We start from the raw sequence: 19195 nt of genomic DNA on the forward strand, positions 1-19195 counted from the left end.
AATCTTGCACATATTTTACAATTACGAAATTTAACAGGGCCTTATATTTTGTTAACGAATTTTAATCGTAAATGCCCCCTGATTTTAATAGCAAAAGGGCGCCCTCCGAATAGAAGACACCCTCTTTTACAAAAAGGAAAGTGTTATTTTTTTACCAAAAGCTTGCGTACTACTTTTCCTTTTCCGGTAAAAATGACTACCTGATAACTGCCTGCCGGCATGCCGGTTACATCAATAGCTGAGCCACTATTTGTATAGACTTGCTGACCAATAATATTATACAGCGCCACTTTCAATATTTTTAATCCATCCGGCGCTTGCAGGGTAACCAGGCCTCTGGCCGGATTGGGGTACAGCAGAATTTCCTTTTGCCAGGTTTCAGGACCGTCGATACCTACAGCCCCTACGCTGATCTTTTGCTCAATGATGATCTCATGGCAATCATTGGTCAATATCAGCTTCACGGTGTAAGTGCCGGCGGCATAGGCATGGATCGCCTGTGCCGGCAGGCCTGCTCCTGTTACCGGCGCAGAGCCATCGCCGAAGTCCCATTTATATTGCTTCACATGCTGCGCGCTGATCGCATTAAACGTATACGAAAGGTCGCCATTGTCTACAGCACCGATGCCGGCAGCTATGGGATCGGGAAGCACGGTCACAGTAACCGTATCCCTGTCAAAACAACCGCTGTTGTTTTGCACCTTGACAATATAGCGGCCGCTTCCACTTACGGGGATGCTTTGATCGAGACTACCGGTACTCCAGATATAGATCGGGGCGCCGGGATGCGCACCGGCATCCAGTGTAATATGATCGCCTGAACAGATCGCCGTATCGCCCGGCCTTATATGCACTTCAACACCCGTCAGATCGGCTGCTACCATGCGGGCTACACTGTCATTGACAGGCACCTCATCGCTGGCGCTATTGGGCCTGGCTGTCCATACTTTAATACGGCGGGGGCTATTGTCGGGAAAAAGAACATCTCCCAGCAATACTGTTTTCCTGTTAGCCGGCGCCGAAAGCACATTGCTTACCGCAGCACCTGAATAAGCAACCATTGGTTGCGCAATGCCATCGACCGACCAATGCAGTTCGACACTAGTGATCGCTTCGGTACCCAGGTTTTTCATACGAACCGATACCGGCTGACTGGTACGGGCACAGAATGAGGGCGCGACAATTACGCTGTCTGCTGCCATGTCAAATCTCGGCAGCGGTATAAAGCGATAAACCTGGCCCGTAGCTGGTCTTGTAGTGATATTGGTGGTGAAGATGGCAGAAGACGCTACAGGCGCTGCGGTCGCGTTGCTGAGCGTAAGGTACACCGGCGTTGCGGCGCCATCGGCGATACCAATGGTTGCCCCGCTGGATCCTGTGGGGTTGCCCGCTGCAGCGCCCTGCTGGTAGCAATACTCGATTACATTGCCGGCTTCATAAAGCTTCACCTGGAAAGAGATATTGACAGCACTGCTTCTGTTCCATTGCCAGTTTTTCCATTGAAAGATGAAGACACGGTTGGGGGCCGCGCCGGTAGTAACGTATGTTGCGCTGGCAGCACTATCGGCACTGCCACGCAAATCGTCCCAGAGTGGCATCAGAGCCGGCTTCACGTTAGCCGCGGCGCTGGTGCTGAGATTGGCCAGGCTGTTGCCCGAGGCCGTAGACGTACTTGCAGCATTAAAGCTCAGCCAGCCATTGGTACAGGCTGCAACCTGGGTATAAGGGCTGCCGCAGTAATAGAATGTAAAGCCAATGGGAATGGTATTGCTGGTTACATTATCGCCGAGAAAGGAGGCTGGCAATGTAACCAGTCCGGGGCTGCCGGCGATGTCGGTAAAGGTGCCTGATAGTGCGCTGAAGGTGTACGTGGAAGCCGGCACCTGCGCATATCCTGTATGGGCGCTCAGCGCAAGACAAGCGGCTAAGAATGGGAGCCGCATCCGGCTAAAGAGTTTGTTGTGTTTTACTGGTCTTTTGTTCATTGTTCCGGGTTTAAATTCCTGATGATCTTGTTCGTGTTGATTTGTTGTTTAAGACCAGTAAAGAACAGTCGTGGTACAGGTATATCCGGGTAAAACATGCAAAAGAGCAAGATTCATAAACTATTAAGATCCGGTATACCCGGTGCCTTGCGTCGGGCATACCGGCAAAAAAAAGAGCCGTCCCTTGCGGGACAGCTCCTTGGCTTGCTTTGTTTATTGGTTATCGGATCACTTCAAGTTTTTTTGTCACCTTACCTTTATCGGTGCCGATGGTAACGTTATAGATACCGGCAGCCATGCCGGAAATATTGATCTGCTGTTTATCGCTCTTAACGGTTATGCTCATCATGCGCTGACCGGTGAGGTTGTATATCTCAACCTGGTTGATCTTTAGTCCGCTGTTATGGCTTACCGTGATCATATCTTTTCCGGGGTTGGGATAGATCCTGATCTCTTTCCTGAGGGCATCCAGCTCGTCAATGCTATTGGCCGGCACATCGGGAATGTGGATCACAACGGTACGGCTTACTTCGCTACAGTTGTTGTAAAGCGTAAGGGTTACCGTATAATCGCCGGGCGTCGTGAACGGGTGAATTACCTGGCCAGGCACTCCATCACCGGTAACGGGAGCCGAACCATCGCCAAAATCCCATTTATAGCTGGTCACATTTTGTGCGCCAAGAGCGTTAAAGGTGAAAGATTTGTCGCCATTGTCCACCACCGCTACGGAGTTCAGCAAAGGATTGGGGTATACACTTACGACTATGGTATCACGGTCAAAACAACCATCGGTGTTTTGCACTTTCACACTATAAGTCCCGGGGCTGCTGACTGTAATGGCCGAATCGAGGCTACCGGTGCTCCAGATATAGATAGGATGTTTTGGGAAACCGCCTGCATCCAGCACTATACTATGGCCCTGGCATATGGTCGTATCGCTGGGCTGCAGATCCACGTCAACACCCTGCAGCGCGGCAGCTACTGCCCGCTTCGCTGTATCATTGGCTGGTATCTCGTCGGCATTACTGTTGGGTTGGCTCGTCCACACTTTAATATTGCGTGGCGTAGCATCGGGGAAGAACACATCGCCCAATACAATAGTGGCATTGTTGTTGGGAGCGGTGCCGAAATTGGTTATCGGCGCGCCGCTATAAGCAATGGGGGTTTGCAGCACACCGTCTATTGACCAGTTCACGGTAAGCGAGGTGATGGTAGCCGTGCCCAGGTTGGAAAGCCTGGCCTTTATCGGCTGGGTCGAATTGGAGCAGAATGGTTCAGCTACAATAATGCTGTCGGCATCCATATCGAACGAGGGCATAGGCTTGAAGCGGTACACCTGGCCGTTGGCAGGGCGGGCGGCAATATTGTCCGTCCACACCGTTGGCGAGGCTGTGGGCGCTGCTGTGGCATTGTTCAACACCAGGTAGCCTGCGGTAGCATCGTTGTCGCCAATGCCGATAGTAGCGCCGCTGGGCGAACCAGTGCTGCCCTCCTGCCGGTAAACAAATTCAACTATATTACTGGTCTGATATAGCTTCACCTGGAAAGACATATTTACAGAGCTCAGCCAGTACCATTTCCAGTTCTTCCACTGAAACGTAAGCACCTGGTTGGGCGCTGTGCCGGTAAGCTGGTAGCTGGCATTGCCCGAACTACCGTCAAGGTCGTCCCAGAGCGGCAGTAGCGCTGGCTTTATCGTTGTCAGGTTGGCTGTGTTGTTTTCCCTCATGGTACTCGTGTTGGTCGTACCGGGGCCAAAGGAGATCCAACCGTTGGAGTTGGCTACAAACGAATTATAATCTGTACCGCAATAATTGAACGTGAACCCAATATTGATGGAAGCGCTTTGCGCATCATCGGTTTGTATGGAAGTTACAGCCGTTCCACCGGTAACTTCGGTAAAGGTACCGTTGATAGCACTGAACTGGTACGTATTGGCAGCAAGCTGCGCAGAGGATTTATTCACGCCCAGACAGGATATAGCCAGGGAAAGGGCCAAACCCCAGCGTTTGATCGGTAGAGCTCTGTTTTTCATATTCAGGATTTAGGAGTCAACAATAAAAAGAAGCCGGCTATGTCGCAGATACGTCTGAATACGGGAGTGGGCACAAGGAAATGCCGGCTGGCAAAAGTGTTATCGGGACAAAAAGACCCTGTGATCCCTGTAGGCCGCTGCATGCTGCTCCCACCGTTGCTGTTGCCGGCAACGATAAGGTAGGCACCGCGGGAAAAGACAGCTGGGAAAAGAACGGCGGGCAGCAAATCGTGCCAAAACCGGGATTTCCAGCGTATTAGTGTAATGTTTTTTTCCATAGGCCGGGGGGCAGAGGTAAAATTTGTTCCGCAAAGTAGATAAGCACCTCTCAAAATAACAAACCAAGCGCTGTTACTTCAAGAGGTACTTATAAATGAAACAATGGGACTCATTCTATATAGACGGCCACCAAAATCTTTAGGTTTGTTAATGAAATGCAAAAGCTTAACTTTTTTCCAGGCATTATCCCTCTTTCCCTGCAACAATAAACTGTCAGCCTTTCTCAAAAGGCAAAGGACCGTCAAGATCGACGGCCCTTTGTCTTTTACAATGGAATTAATAACTGCTTGGCTATCCCTATATTATTTGAGTATCTCCAATTTGCGGGCCACAGTGCCCTTGTCGGTATACACCTGTATGGTATAAACACCCGCCGACATGCCGCCCAATGCAAGCGTATGCTTGTCTCTGCTATCGGCCGCTGCGCGATACACCACCTGACCCAATACATTGTAGACCTCGACTTTTTCCATCTTCAGGTTGCCCTTGTTGAGGATCGTTGCCGTTGCCTTCGCAGGATTGGGGTAGACAGTCATTTCATCGTTGCCCACATTCAGCTGGTGAATGCCGGTAATATGTGCCGAGGTCGTATCGGAAAGGAAGCCACAGCTGCTGCTCAGGCGCAACACCACCACATAGCTCGCTGCTCCGTTGGCATAAACGTGCGTAGGCGATTGCTGGAAGCTATGTTCCGAACTGTCCCCGAAATCCCAGTCGTAGCCGATCACGTTCTGCGGGTTCATCGCCGTAAACTTGAAAGTATTCAGACCATTGTTGTTGATATTGATGCCGTCGATAGCCGGCAGCTCACCCGACATGCTTACGACGATGGTATCTGACTTGATACAGCCCAGGTTATTGGTCACAAATACGTGGTAGGAGCCCTCTTCGCTCACATTCACCACCTGGCTGGTAGCGCCGTTGCTCCAGAAGTAGCTTACGCCGTCGCTGCCCGCATTCAGCGACAACGTTACCCCGTTACATACCGAAGTATCGCTTCCTAAGTCTACGACAGGATTTTTCTTCAGCGTCACATTAATCGTATCGCTGGTAGCACAGGTATACTGGTTGGTAACCGTTACATGATAACTGCCACTTTCGTCTACCGAACGCACCTGACCGGTCGAGCCGTTATCCCACGAATACCGGGCAGCGTCGGGCTGCAGGCCCGCATCCAGCACCCTGGCTTCTGCTGCATCCACACAGGCATCGATATCCGGGCCCAGGTCTACTACAGGCTTGGGATAAACGCTTGCTACCACCAGCCTCCGCGGCGATTCACAACGGTTGTTGTAACCGATAATGAATTTGGGCCGTTGCGACAGTGTGCTGTAAACAGACGTGTTGCCGCAAATGGTGGCAGCAGATACATTGTCGGTACGCTGGTAGGCGGTAGCGGCATAGCTCATAATATCGTAGCGCACCGAATTGCTGGTACCTCCGATATTGTTATTGCTGAAGCAGGTCTGGATCACGAGGTTACTGGTACCGTCCCAGGTATAGGCATTATCGAGGGTAAGCGCATTGACACCAGCGGTAGTGGTAACATTAGCAGCCGCCCGCACCTGGGTCATATTGGGCTGCCAGCTTGTACCCAGCACGTCGTCGGTGGTTTGCCCCATGCTTACGGCAAATGACTGATAAGTAAACCCGGCCACTACTACATCCAGCCCTATAGAAGTGATCCTGGCGCCCGCGGGAATACCCGCTGCCAGCAACTCAGAAGCACGGATCAGGTATTGGTTCTTCTGCCCGCCAAAGGCATGGTTGAAAGGAGATACATAACCTGTAGCGGTTGCCGCGCCGGTTCCTATGGCAATATTGCCCGAAGAGCCGCCACCGTTGGCCGTCACATAATAATTGGTGGTCGTACCCAGGTAAGGTGTAATGAAAGACGGACCTACTCCTACCGGCGTACCACCTGTGGGGGTACTGTACCATATCGGCGTGCTGTTGCCTCCCGTAAGCGCGGTAAGGGTTACATGGCCCGGGCCGCAACTGAAGCTGTCACGGGTATTGATGATAGTAGGATCGGCTACAACCACGTACTTCATCGGCATTTGACAGACAGCAGCTCCTGTACGGATCAGGGCGCGATAATGGCGGTTCTGGCCAAAGGACAAGCTGGGCGTAGTATAAGCTGTATTGGTTGCACCGCTGATGTTTGTAAATGCGGCACTGGTTCCTGGTATCGAATCCTGCCACTGGATGGTACCGGGTGCATAGCCGGAAACGGGACTCAGGGACAAGGTCGTCGCACCGCTGGTACAAATGGTATCGGGAATGCCCCTGATGTACACACTATCTGGCTGTACCCAGATTTTCACTGTATCGGCAAAGGTGCAGCCCGTTGGCGATGCCGGATTACCGGCCATCATATAATAGGTCTGGGTACCCACATTGGTCGTCTTCATGTAGATCGTCGCTGCCGAACCACCAGTATAAGGCGTCGTGGCCGCTGCATCGGTATACAGATTGGCTTGCGGGCTCCAGGTATAGCTGGTGTATGCTGGCGTGGGCGGCGTGAGCGCAATAGTGGCTACGCTGTTGTTACACACCACAGCCGGCAGGGATCTAGCAACAGCCGTGCTGGCATTGATCGTAGCCGTTACCGGCACACGGGGGCCTTCACAGGCAGCAGATGCCTGCCAGTTGTAAAAATAGTAATGTGCTGTGGTGCTTGAGGAACCGGCAGCCAGGCCACCGGTAATATTCCCCACAGTACCTATGGGCAAGGGATAGCTCCAACCCGAAACGGGATTGTCACGGATGATGCTGCCCGTACGGGCGCTGTCGACCAGGCGATAGCCTGTGCCGGGGCTTACATTGAAGTTAAGCGCCAGCGTGGTGGGTGTAGCGCCGCCGGTAAGCGTAGTACCCGTACCAACGGGCAATACAAATGGACCAGCTGTTTGCAAAGTAACGCCGGCGCTGTTCTTCAGTAGTACAAAGGTCGAGCCGGCCGTAGTGCTGGTAGGATATACCGCTACCGATTGCAGGGTAAACGGCTGTACGGCATCGAAGATCATACCGTAATTGGTGCTGAAAGAAAGGCCTGTAGAGCTACCTTGCGGCGCAGGCCTGCCGGCAGTAATGCTGGTGGCCGCCGAAGCCGCCACGGCATAATAGGTCGCATTTTGCGTGAGATAACCTGTCGTGTAGCTATTCCCTGTTGCCAGGGGACTGCCACCGCTGGCGTTCTGGTACCACCGGATGCCGGCGCTGCCGGCCGGAGGGGTTACGGCCAGGTTTACCATGCCCGGACCACAGCGGCTACCATTGATCGCGGTCGCGGAACCGGGATCGGTCACCACTACCTGCGGTGTATTGTTCGAAACCCATACCGGGGTAGTACCACCGTTACACAATACCTTGCACCTGAAGTAGCGGCTGGCAGGGATATTTGTTGCCGTATACGCCGTTGTCGTCTGCGCCGGGCCAATGTCAGTCCAGCCCGATGTACCGTTGGCCGACCATTCCCATTGATAGGTAAGACCGGTAACTACCGGCAGGGCGACTGCTACATCTAGGCTCACGGTGCCGCCGATGGCGCAAATAGTAGCGGGTGCGGCTGTGGCTGCCGTAGCCGCCGGCCATGAGGTAACCGTACTGCAGGACGGAGGAGGAGTAAAACGGTAGATCTGGCCGCTGGCCGGGCGTGTGGAAATATCTGTCGTAAAGGTAGTTGCAGATGCCGTTGGTGTAGCAGTAGCATTATTCAGCGTGAGATATGCAGGGGTGGCCGCGCCGTCGGCAATGCCAATGGTGGCGCCACCAGCGCCCCCGGGTGTGCCGGCATTGGCTTCCTGGCGGTAGCTGTATTCGATCACGTTGGTAGACTCGTACAGCTTTACCTGGAAGGAAATATTGACGGCGCCCAGGCGATACCATTGCCAGTTTTTCCATTGAAAAATAAAAACACGATTGGGCGCGGTACCGGTAGTGACATAGGCCGCGGCCGCAGCGCTGTCAGCTGTTGCCCTATGGTCGTCCCAAAGCGGCATCAAAGCCGGCTTTACATTGGATGCAGCACCTGTACCGGTGAGATTGCCTAAGGCATTGCCAAAAGCCGTAGCGGTGACAGCTGCATTAAAGCTGAGCCAGCCATTGGTACAGGCAACCACCTGGGTATAATTGCTACCGCAATAACTGAATGTAAAACCAATGGGCAAGGCCGCGCTGGTCACATCATCGCCCAGGAAAGCATTGGGCAGCACAGTCAGGCCGGCGGTACCGGTAATATCGGTGAAGGTCCCCGCTGCTGCCGTATGACTATAAGAGGAAGCCGGTATCTGGGCATATACCGACGGCCAACCCAACAGCAATAGTGCCAGAAGGGCAAGCATCACCCTTTTCGAAAATACATGTTTACTCATGAGCATCTTGTGTTGTGGTATATGGCCGGGAACAAAAAAGCATAATACATGTACACCAGATACTATTTTTACCTTTTTGAAACAACAAATTCCAGGCTTTCACCTATGGTTTATTCTGGTTTAAGCCGTTAAAATTAGTAGTAAAACTGTTAAAATGGGCAATCGACTTCATTTTTGACCTAAAAATAGCAATTAAGCCAAAAAGCCCCTTTCGCATATTAAATGTTTTTGAAGGTGAAATAAATTTGGATAAAAAAAAATAGGCAGCTTAAGGCTGCCTATTTCAATTAACTACGCTTAGCAATTTTCTTATCGTATTACCTCAAGCTTCTTGGTAAGCCGTCCTTTATCGGTAGCGATCACGACATGGTAGATACCATTGGCCCATGAAGAAACATCGATCGTTTGTTTATCTCCGGCCTGTGTGCTCAGTATCCTTTGACCTGTAAGGTTGTAGATATCGATCTGCGTAATGCGCACACCGCTATTGGCGTTGATAACGACATGGTCTTTGCCCGGATTGGGATAAAGGCGTATTTCTTTTTGCAGGGCCGAACGGCTATCGATACCCGTGGCGGGCCCTACCAGCACCTGCTTGGTGCTTACGATCTCACCGCAATCGTTAGACAAGGTCAGGGTAACCGTATATTCGCCGGGAGTGGTATAGGGATGGATAACCTGGGGAGGCAGACCTGAGCCGGTCACCGCTGCGCTGCCATCGCCAAAGTCCCATTTATAGGCAGTGATATTTTGTGCGCCTATAACATTAAAGGTAAATGAGTTGTCGCCATTATCGACCACAGCTACAGAGTTAACAAGCGGGTTGGGATGCATGGTCACCACCACAGTGTCGCGGTCGAAACAACCCATCGTATTCTGCACCTTTACGGAGTATGTGCCCGCATCCGACACCTGTATCGCAGAGTCCAGGCTGCCGGTGCTCCAGATATAGATAGGGTTATTGGGGAAATGGCCTGCATTGAAAGTAACCACATTGCCCTGGCAGATGATCGTATCTCTTGGCGACAGCGCCACATCCACTCCTTGCAATACCGCTGTGGCCGAAGTACTCAGGGTATCGTCGCTATGGTCGGAATCGGTGGTGCCATTGGGCATATCGGTCCAGGCCTTAATCTGCAGCGGTGCGGTGGTAGGGAAAAGGACATTGCCTAATACTACGGTCATGCTATCCATATAATAAGTCAGGGTCGAAGGCAGGGTAACAGCGGGCTGCATTACACCATTTACCGACCAGTTGATATTGGCAGAGGTAAGGGCATTGGAGCCGAGATTAATCACGCTCACCGATACTTCTTTCATCGAATTGGAACAAAAGGGCGTACCGTCGGGACTGATGAGACTACCTACTCCGGCATTATTAGGCGGAGCCGGCGGCTGCAGGGTTACCTTATAGTCATGGCACTCGCCATAGGAGACATTGTTACAGGGATCGATGGTGCTGGCACTGGATATATACACCAGCCTTACCCGCATATGGGCAACACCTGCCATGGCCGTCAAGGGCACAGCTACGGTAATGGCGCCCGTGCTGGTATTGCTGATCGCATTGAGCGTTGACACCACTTCCGAGGTTTCAAAAGTGCCGTTGTGGTTAAAGTCGATCCACACCTTCACCGATTCGCTGGCGAATGTGTAGCTGGTGGTTACATTGCCATTATAGGTATTTCCCATGATCAGCGTTGCCGTCATATTAGGCGCAGTAGATGTGGTATAGTCCATATAACCTGCAGGCGGGCAGGGATTGTTCAGGTTGCTGATCATAGTACCCGCAGCGCCATTGAGGATCACATCCTTGATATCGTCGCCGGAAGAGCAGTTATAGGTGTAAGTAGGTGTACAGTAGGTCTGCGCATCGGCGGCCCGGGATAAAGCAGTGAGCGAAAGGCCCAGCAGAAGATTTCTGAAGATGCGCTTGGCGACCGGCACATTGGTATAAATTTCTTTCATGCACAAAATGATTTTAGGATGGATTAAACTGGGGGAATGAAAATAACCACCTTCACCGCCGGCGGCGATGAAGGTGGGCATGCTCGATGGTTATTTGAGTATCTCCAACTTGCGGGCTACAGTACCCTTATCGGTATATACCTGGATGGTGTATACTCCGGCAGCCATGCTGCCCAGCGAAAGCGTATGCTTGTCCTTACTATCGGCTGTTGCTTCGTACACTACCTGGCCCAGGACATTGTAGACGGCTATCTTCTCCATCTTCAGGGCGCCCCTGTTGAGGATAGTGGCTGTCGCTTTGGCGGGATTCGGATATACAGTCATCTCATCGTTACTTACATTCAGCTGATGAATGCCTACGATATGGGCCGATGTGGAATCGGAAAGAAATCCGCAACTGCTGCTCAGCCGAAGGACAACGATATAGTTGGCCGGGTTGGCATCATAGCTATGGAAGGGCGAAGCCTGGAAGCTATGTGGAGAACCGTCGCCAAAATCCCAGTCATAGCCAATTACGTTCTGCGGGTTTACTGCGGTAAAATGGAACGTGTTCACACCATTGTTGCTGATATTGATGCCATCTATGGTCGGCAGCTCGCCGGCCATGGTCACGACAATCGTATCCGATTTGATACAGCCCAGGTTGTTGGTCACAAACACATTGTAGCTACCGGCCTCATTTATATTCAGTACGCGGGTTGTAGCGCCTGTGCTCCAGAAGTAGCTGATGCCGTCGCCGCCGGCATCCAGGGCCAGTGTTGCGCCATTACATACGGTAGTGTCGTTACCCAGCCTTACAACAGGATTATTGCGCAGGTTTATGTTGATGGTATCACTCTTCACACAGGTATACTGGTTGGTCACCTTCACATAATAAGTCCCACTGGTGCTTATTGCCCTTACCTGGCTGATGGACCCGTTGTCCCACAGGAATTGCGGTGTATTAGGCTGTACACCGGCGTCCAGCACCTTGATCGCGCCGGAATCCACGCACTCATTAATATCAGTACCCAGATCCACATCCGGTACCGGACGGATAAAGGCCGTTACCGGCTGCCTGGCCGAGCGGCAACCGTTCAGCATGGAAATACGGATATTGGGCCTGGTCGAAGAGCTGTACACACCGGTCGGGCTGCCGCAATTCGCCTGGGGATTGGTATTGGTATAGAAATAAAGCGCCGGCGCCGTGTGGTATTTCACATTGGCATAGCCACCCTGGCCTGTCGGATTATTGCTGCATTCTTCCAATATGATATTGGAACTGCCATCCCAGTAGAAAGGATTCTGCAGGGTATGCGCATTGATCGCATTAGCCGTTGGATTGAAATTGGTTGCTGTATATACCTGCTGCAAGCCGGTATTGAAGGTAGCGCCGAGGGTTGCAGTGCTGGCAACCTGCTTCATGCTATAGGTGAGGCTGGAGATATTGGTATTACCCGATTTGGTCGTAACATCAAAAGCAATCTCCATAATATAACCTGCAGCAAAACCGGCTGCCTGCAATTCAGAACCTTTAAGCATCCATTGTACTTTGTTGGAAGCATAGTTGGCGCCGAAATAAGGCAGGTAGCCCCAATAAGTGGCACTGGTACCTGTTCCGATGAATGCCGGCGGCGGCTGGATCGCGCCGGTGCCCGATTCTACATAATAGGTCGTTGTGGCGCCCAGGTAAGGTGTAACCCAGGGACTGCCTGAACCCACGGGGCTATTGTCTGTGGCGTTGGCATACCAACGTATATTGCCACTGCCGCCGGCGGTTGCCTGCAGGTTCACCGTACCAGGTCCACAATGAAAGCTGTCGGCCCAGCTGATCAGGCTTGGATTGGCTACTACGATCAGCTTGACAGGTGCCTGGCAATTGACGCCGGCTGTATTGGATTTGATCAACGCTTTATAATACCGGTTGGCGGTGAGGCCGGGTGTCGTGTAGCTTACACCGGTGGCGCCGGCAATATCGGTATAGGTGATATTGTCGGTAGATTGCTGCCATTGGATGCCGTTGGGCGCATAGCCGGTAGACGGAACCAGGCGCAGCGTGGTGCTACCCGAAGGTGCGCATACGGTATCGGGAACAGCGCTGATGGTTACCGAATCAGGTTGAACCCAGGTCCGCACGGTATCAGCAAAGGCGCAGTTGGGAGCGGCCGAATTGGTAGCGTAGAGGGCAAACTGGCGGGCGCCGGTAACAGTCGATTTAAAGTAAACGGTAGGCGCATTGGTGCCGGCGACATAAGGAACGGTGCCGGCGGCATTGGTATACAACTCTGCGGCAGGCGTCCAGGCGTAATTGGAATACTGTCCTACAGGCGATGTAACCTGGAAAGTACCCACGGCATTATCGCACACGATGAGCGGAGCGGTTTTGGTCAGCGCCGGTGGTGCGCTCACCGAAGCCTGTACGGCAACCCTCGGCCCCTGGCAGGCAGTCATAAAGTTGAACTTGAACTGCGGGCGCGCGTTTTCAGGCGTACCGTTGTTGGCAGGACCGGCGCAGATCACGGATGGGGGCTGGCTATCCTGGTAAGCATAGTGGGTGGCCGGGTAAGTTGTATTGTCGTACCGGAGATTGGAATAAGGGTTGGAGGTGGTGGCATTGCTCCAGCAAGTCTCGATCAGGAGGCTTCCACCGGTGTAAGTATAAGGTGCTGTAAGGGTAAAGGTATTGATACCAACGGTGGTCGTATAGTTGACCGGACCGAACGCTGCTATAGCACCGGTCTCGAAAGTAGGCGTGAGCGCAGTGACGGGCGTGCTGTTCAGGCTCATCGTGAACCCGTTGTAAGTTGCCGTGCCGTTAGCGTTGTCAACACTGATGGTGTTAATTGCATCACCCGGCATGATACCCGCAGCGATCATTTCCGCTTCACGGATCAGGAACTGGTGCTTGTAGCCGCCCCAACCGCCGGCAAAGATCGTTACATAGCTGAATGACGTTACCGACGCTCCGGCGCCTACAGTAGCATTGGCAGGAGCAGGCGCGGTACCTGCAGTAACGTAGAAATTGCGGGTAGCTGTGATATAGGGTGTGGTAAAGCTATTACCGGTACCCAGCGGTGCACCACCGCTGGTCGCATCATACCATCTCAGGGTGGTTCCGGAAGCACCGGTGGCCGATAGATTTACGGTACCGGGACCACAACGGGATCCCGCCGTTCCGGTAGGTGACCCAGGATTGGATACCGTAACGGAATTGGATGCCGAAGAAGTAAGCACCGTAGTGGTATTGCACAATACAACGCATTTAAAATAAGTAGTTGCTGCCGTTAACGCGCCTGTAGTATAGGTCGGCGTGGTGGTTACTGCACCGGGAATATCGGTGTAGGTACCGCCAGCTGTAGCGCTGGATTGCCACTTATAGGTGATACCGCTGGCCGCCGGCATAGTGGTAGCCGGTGTAAAGGTCAGCGTGGTAGGGCCAGAGACACAGATATTACCAGGGAATGCCGATACGGTACCGCTGGTAGGCAGGGTAAGCGTGGCACAGGGCGGGAACACATAATCGAAACCGATATAAGGACGACGATAGGTGCTGCTGCCCAAGGTGGCCGGCAACGTAGCCGAAGTGTTGGTCACATACTTGGTCGTGTTGTTATTGCTGGTATTGACACAAGGCGACGTGAATTCATAAGACCAGTTGATCGTATTACTGGCCGTCGTATTCTGATACTCGACGAATACGGCAAGATTCTGCGTACCACCGGTATAAGGGAATGGCGTGGTCAGGGGAAAATTTTTCCAACCCGCCGCGGTGCCTACAATACTGGTCGGATTGCCGTCGTATACCAGGGAAGCTGTAGCAATCTCCGTAGCCCAGGTCAGCGTGGTGCTGCCCCAGTCTGCATTGGTCACTTGCTTCAGGTATATCTTACAATTCGGCGTGCCCAGCATACCCAATGTGGTCGATGCCCTGTGAAAGTAGACATTGTTGATGGTAGAGCCTGCAATAGCCGTTAATTGTGATGCCGGGTAAATATAGGCAAACCTGCTGGTGGCATTGGCGGTAGAGGTGGAATACATCGGGCCATAAGAACTGGACGTCGAAGACGAGGGCGGCCCGCTGGAGCAAAAGGATACAATGTATCCGGGCTGCGCCATCGCGGGCGGTAACGTACAAAGCAGGAGCAAGGCCATCGCCGCCCCTTTTTTATACCATTCCCATAAATTTTTTAGTGTACTTTTTTTCTGCATAGTTTCTGTTTTATTGTTTCAACAATAGTCTCACGAATTTAAAATATTACTTTATCATTAACAAATGATTTACCGAGATTTTTATGCGCTAAAACAAGTAAAATAGGCGGTCTTTTTTACATTAAAAATGTCCCTTATCTATACATATTCCTGACTACTAATCAAATTGGTAAAGAATAAAAAAAACTCCGGGTTTTTACCCGGAGTTTTTAAAACACATTTTTATTTCTCTACTTCATTATTTCTAATTTACGGGCCACAGTGCCCTTGTCGGTATACACCTGTATAGTATAAACACCCGCCGACATACCGCCCAGTGCAAGCGTATGCTTGTCCTTGCTATCAGCCGCCGCGCGATACACCACCTGGCCCAGTACATTGTAGACCTCGACTTTTTCCATCTTCAGGTTGCCCTTGTTGAGGATCGTTGCCGTTGCCTTCGCAGGATTGGGGTAGACAGTCATTTCATCGTTGCCCACATTCAGCTGGTGAATGCCGGTAATATGTGCCGAGGTCGTATCGGAAAGGAAGCCACAACTGCTGCTCAGGCGCAGTACCACCACATAGCTCGCTGCTCCGTTGGCATAAACGTGCGTCGGCGATTGCTGAAAGCTATGTTCCGAACTGTCGCCGAAATCCCAGTCGTAGCCGATCACGTTCTGCGGGTTCATCGCCGTGAACTTGAAAGTATTCAGACCATTGTTGTTGATATTGATGCCGTCGATAGCCGGCAACTCACCCGACATGCTTACGACAATGGTATCCGACTTGATACAGCCCAGGTTATTGGTAACAAATACATGGTAGGAGCCCTCTTCGCTCACATTCACCACCTGGCTGGTAGCGCCGTTGCTCCAGAAATAGCTTACGCCGTCGCTGCCCGCATTCAGCGACAGGGTAACGCCATTACATACCGACGTATCGCTGCCCAGGTCCACAACAGGATTACGACGCAGGTTTACGTTAATGGTATCGCTCTTGGCGCAGGTATACTGGTTGGTAACCGTTACATGATAACTGCCACTTTCGCTTACCGCACGTACCTGGCTGGTCGAGCCGTTATCCCACAGGAACGCGGGTATATTGGGCTGTACGCCGGCATCCAGCACCCTGATAGTACCTTCATCCACACAGTCATTGATATCTGTTCCCAGGTTTACACTCGGTACAGGACGAATGTAAGCAATCACCTCTTCACGGGAAGTCTCGCAACGGTTATCGTAGCTGATGATGAATTTAGGTCTTTGCGACAAGGTGGAGCTTACAGTGGTATTGCTGCACATCGCATTGGCAGATACATTATCGGTACGTTGATAAGCTGTAGCCACATAGCTGGTCGCATCATATTTAATGGAATTGCTGGTACCGCCGCCGGTGCTGTCGCTGTAGCAGGTCTGGATCACCAGGTTGCTGGTACCGTTCCAGGGATAGGGATTATCGAAAGTAAGCGTATTGATACCTGCGGTTGTGGTCACGTTAGCAGGCGCTCGCACCTGTGTAACCGGCTGCCAGGTTGTGCCCAGGACAGTGGCGGAAGTCATCCCTGCGCTTACCGCAAATTTCTGATAAGTGAAGCCCGCAGTAACCACATCCAGCCCTATAGAAGTGATCCTGGCGCCCGCGGGAATACCCGCTGCCAGCAGCTCGGAAGCACGGATCAGGTATTGATTCTTCTGCCCGCCAAACAAGTGATAGAAAGGCGATACATAGCTGGTCGATGTTGAAACGCCATTACCCACGGTCCCGCTGCCGGCACTGCCGCCTGCATTGGCAGCCACCCAGAAGCTGGTGGTTGTGCCCAGGTAAGGTGTTATAAAAGGCGTTCCGCTACCCACCCGGGTATTTCCTGTAGGCGAGTCGTACCATACAGGCGTGCTGTTGCCTCCGGTAAGTGCAGTAAGGGTTACGTGGCCCGGACCACAATTAAAGCTGTCCGGCGCACCGATCAGGGTTGGATTGGCGATCACCACATATTTTACAGGCATTTCACAAACATTAGAGTCTGCACGAACCAAGGCACGGTAATAACGGTTCTGTCCAAAGGACAGGCTGGGTGTCGTGTAAGTGGGGTTGGTCGCGCTGCCGATATTGTTAAATGCAGTGCTGGTCCCTGGTATCGAATCCTGCCATTGGATGGTGCTTGTCGCATAACCCGTAGCGGGATCAAGTGTTAGTGTTGAGGCGCCGCTGGTACAGATGGTATCGGGCTGCCCTTTAATGGTCAAACTACCGGGTTGTACCCATATCTTGATGGTATCGGCAAAGGTACAGCCGGTAGGCACATTGGGGTTGCCTGCCATCATATAATAAGTCTGGGTACCCACATTGGTCGTCTTCATGTAGATCGTCGCTGCCGAACCGCCGGTATAAGGCGTAGTCCCTGCCGCATTGGTATACAGATTGGTTACCGGACTCCAGTTATAGCTCGGATAAGGCGGCGTAGGCGGCGTGAGCGCAATAGCGGCTACACTGTTGTTACACACCACAGCCGGCAGGGATTTAACAACAGGGGTGCTGGCATTGACCGTAGCGGTCACGGGTACACGGGAGCCTTCGCAGGAGGCCGCCACCCGCCAGTTGTAGAAATAATAATGAGTACCTGTGCTAGTACCCCCGGCGGCCAATGCGGAAGTGATATTGCCAACCAGGCCTATAGGCAGAGGGTAGCTCCAGCCCGAAATGGGGTTGTCGCGAATGATGCTGCCCGTACGGGCGCTGTCGACCAGGCGGTAGCCGGCGCCGGGACTTACATTGAAGTTAAGCGCCAGCGTGGTGGGTGTAGCGCCGCCGGTAAGCGTAGTACCCGTACCAATGGGCAATACAAATGGACCAGCTGTCTGCAAGGTAACACCCGCACTGTTTTTCAGTAGCACAAAGGTCGACCCGGCCGTAGTGCTGGTATGATACACATCTACCGATTGGATAGTAAAGGGCTGCGTGGCAGTGAATACCATACCATAATCGGCGCTGAATGTAAAACCGGTAGAAGAGCCCTGGGGCGCTGCCCGGCCGGCAGTGATAGTGGTGGGTGCAGAAGCTGCCACAGCATAGTAGGTGGTGTTCTGGGTCAGGTAATTGGTGGTATAAGTATTTCCGGTACCCAGGATGGCGCCGCCCGTGGCATTCTGGTACCAGCGTATAGTGGGGCTTCCTGCCGGAGGTGTTACGGCAAGCGCCACCACGCCGGGACCACAGCGGCTGCCGTTAATGGCAGTTGAAGAACCCGGATTGGTTACGTTGACCTGGATGCTGTTAGAAGTCCACACAGGTGTGGCGCCGCCGTTACAGAACACGCGGCAACGGAAATAACGGGTGCTGGTTACGCCCGTGGCCGTATAAGGCGGAGCAGTGAGCGAGGCACTGCTGGCGCCCCAGTTGCTGGTGCCATTGGCCGAGGTATCCCATTGGTAAGTAAGACCGCTGACGATAGGCAACGTGCCAGCAGGCAGATCCAGGCTCACAACGCCGCTGGATATGCATACGGGGTTAGGGCTGGCAGTGGGCGTTACGGCTACTGGCCAGGTGGTTATGGTGGTACAGGGTGGCGGCGGGGTAAACCGGTAGATCTGTCCCGTAGCCGGCCTGGTTTGGATATCCGTGGTAAATATAGTGGCGGAAGCAGTAGGCGTGGCGCCCGCGTTGTTCAGGGACAGGTAAGTAGGCGTAGCTGCACCGTCGCCAATACCGATGGTACAGCCGCCGGTGCCTCCGGGTGTGCCGGCGCTGGCTTCCTGGCGGTACACGTATTCGATCACATTAGTGGTCTCATATAGCTTTACCTGATACGAAATATTAACGGCCCCGTTCCAGTACCATTTCCAGTTTTTCCACTGAAAGGTAAAGACCCTGTTGGGCGAAGCGCCGGACACCAGATAGCTGGCATTACCCGCATTACCGTTCAGATCGTCCCAAAGGGGCATCAGTAAGGGCTTCAGGGTGGCCATATTGGCGGTGGAATTTTCCCGCATGGCTACGGGATCGGTGGTCCCGCCGCCAAAAGTGATCCAGCCATTGGAATTGGTCCGGAAGCTGGTATAGACATTACCGCAATAAGTAAAGTTAAACCCGATATTGATCACCGCACTTTGCACATCATCATCCTGGATGGCAGTTACGGCGGTACCGCCGGTGATCTCGGTAAAGGTCCCTGCCTGTGCCGAAAAAATATAGGAGCTTGCCGGGATCTGGGCATGTAAGGGTAAATGTATGCCCAAAAGAAGAGAGAGGATAAGCGGAACCATCGACTGGCGCCACCTTACTGTAAACATTTTTTTCATAGTAAAGGGTACACTTTAGGTCAATAAGAAGCAATCAAAAGCGGAGAACCGGGTAAGCATAGCTATCCCCGGCCGGTCAACCTCCAC

7 protein-coding genes are annotated in these 19195 nt (G+C 52.6%); 1 reads left to right on the plus strand and 6 read right to left on the minus strand.

Translation table 11 applies throughout. The annotated features are described in order from the left end of the window. Window positions 1–143: 143 nt before the first annotated feature. Both DZK30_RS07440 and DZK30_RS07445 read right to left on the minus strand, forming a co-directional pair. Entirely contained in the window at window positions 144–1985 is a 1842-nt protein-coding gene (locus DZK30_RS07440) for a T9SS type A sorting domain-containing protein (RefSeq protein ID WP_118973503.1), read from the minus strand. A gap of 220 nt (window positions 1986–2205) precedes the next feature. After that, entirely contained in the window at window positions 2206–4020 is a 1815-nt protein-coding gene (locus DZK30_RS07445; protein ID WP_118973504.1) for a T9SS type A sorting domain-containing protein, read from the minus strand. 39 nt (window positions 4021–4059) lie between these two features. Here DZK30_RS07445 and DZK30_RS25740 point away from each other — a divergent pair, with 39 nt between their 5' ends. After that, complete coding sequence (locus DZK30_RS25740; RefSeq protein ID WP_162902927.1) at window positions 4060–4203, plus strand: hypothetical protein; 144 nt, start codon at window positions 4060–4062, stop codon at window positions 4201–4203. Window positions 4204–4601: 398 nt separating this feature from the next. Here DZK30_RS25740 and DZK30_RS07455 read toward each other — a convergent pair whose 3' ends face one another. From DZK30_RS07455 to DZK30_RS07470, 4 genes are all read right to left on the minus strand, one after another. Then, the gene (locus tag DZK30_RS07455; RefSeq protein ID WP_162902928.1) at window positions 4602–8675 is read right to left on the minus strand and encodes an Ig-like domain-containing protein; all 4074 of its coding nucleotides are present in this window, start codon (window positions 8673–8675) and stop codon (window positions 4602–4604) included. A 309-nt stretch (window positions 8676–8984) separates the two neighbouring features. Continuing rightward, the gene (locus DZK30_RS07460) at window positions 8985–10643 is read right to left on the minus strand and encodes a GEVED domain-containing protein (RefSeq protein WP_162902929.1); all 1659 of its coding nucleotides are present in this window, start codon (window positions 10641–10643) and stop codon (window positions 8985–8987) included. Window positions 10644–10733: 90 nt separating this feature from the next. After that, window positions 10734–14831, minus strand: coding sequence for an Ig-like domain-containing protein (locus tag DZK30_RS07465; RefSeq protein WP_118973508.1), 4098 nt, complete (start codon window positions 14829–14831; stop codon window positions 10734–10736). 230 nt (window positions 14832–15061) lie between these two features. After that, the gene (locus DZK30_RS07470; RefSeq protein ID WP_118973509.1) at window positions 15062–19108 is read right to left on the minus strand and encodes an Ig-like domain-containing protein; all 4047 of its coding nucleotides are present in this window, start codon (window positions 19106–19108) and stop codon (window positions 15062–15064) included. Window positions 19109–19195 lie beyond the last annotated feature (87 nt).

It is taken from the genome of Taibaiella koreensis (assembly GCF_003545715.1).
Classification (GTDB): domain Bacteria; phylum Bacteroidota; class Bacteroidia; order Chitinophagales; family Chitinophagaceae; genus Taibaiella; species Taibaiella koreensis.